Below are 712 nucleotides of genomic sequence, written 5' to 3' on the forward strand. Positions count from 1 at the left end.
GCCCGCCGTGCCGCAGGGCCAGCGGCCGGGGACCGTGCGGCTGCCCGAGGGCGGGGTGGCGACGCTGGTCCGGCAGGAGGTCACCGCGGACGGCGTGCTGCCGGTGCCCGAGGGCGTCGGCGAGGCCACGTGGTGGGGTGTCGACCTCGGCGCGGCCGAGGGCGCGACGGTGCTCGCCGGGCACGTGAACTGGAAGGGCATGACCGGGCCGTTCGACGAGCTGTGGCGGTCGGCGGTCGGGCAGCGCGTGACCGTGGTCGACGCGGCGGGCCGGACGTTCGCGTTCGAGGTCGGCCGGGTCGAGGCGGTGCGCAAGGACGACCTGCCGGCGCGGGCCGTCGAGCTGTTCGGGCCGCGGGGCGCGCACCGGCTGGTGCTGGTGACGTGCGGCGGCCGGTGGGTCGGCGGCGAGACGGGGTACGAGGAGAACCAGGTCGTGATCGCCACCCCGGTGGGGTGACCACGGAGGTGGCTGATCGGCACGCTCGCGGGCCGATCGGTCACCCGACGCAACCACGGGGCGCCCCACGTCGTCCTGATGGGTGTGAAGCGATGGGGTTGGCTCAGCACGGGCGTGGCGCTGGCACTCACCCTGGTGGTGCTGGCCGTCCTGGGGGCGCGCGAGCCGAGGCCCGGCAACGACGTGGGCGACCTGGCCGCGCCGCTGCCGATGGCGCCGCGGACGTCGGGCACCAGCACCGCCGCCGCGCCA

The 712-nt window shown here is 77.0% G+C and carries 1 protein-coding gene; it reads left to right on the plus strand.

Annotated elements, in window-relative coordinates; genetic code table 11:
* Positions 1–460: class F sortase (locus ACFQ3T_RS36900; protein WP_380730847.1), on the plus strand; the 460-nt coding region annotated here is incomplete at its 5' end.
* Between the last annotated feature and the right edge of the window lie 252 nt (positions 461–712).

Origin of the sequence: Saccharothrix hoggarensis (assembly GCF_042678885.1) — a bacterium.
Taxonomy (GTDB): Bacteria; Actinomycetota; Actinomycetes; order Mycobacteriales; family Pseudonocardiaceae; genus Actinosynnema; species Actinosynnema hoggarensis.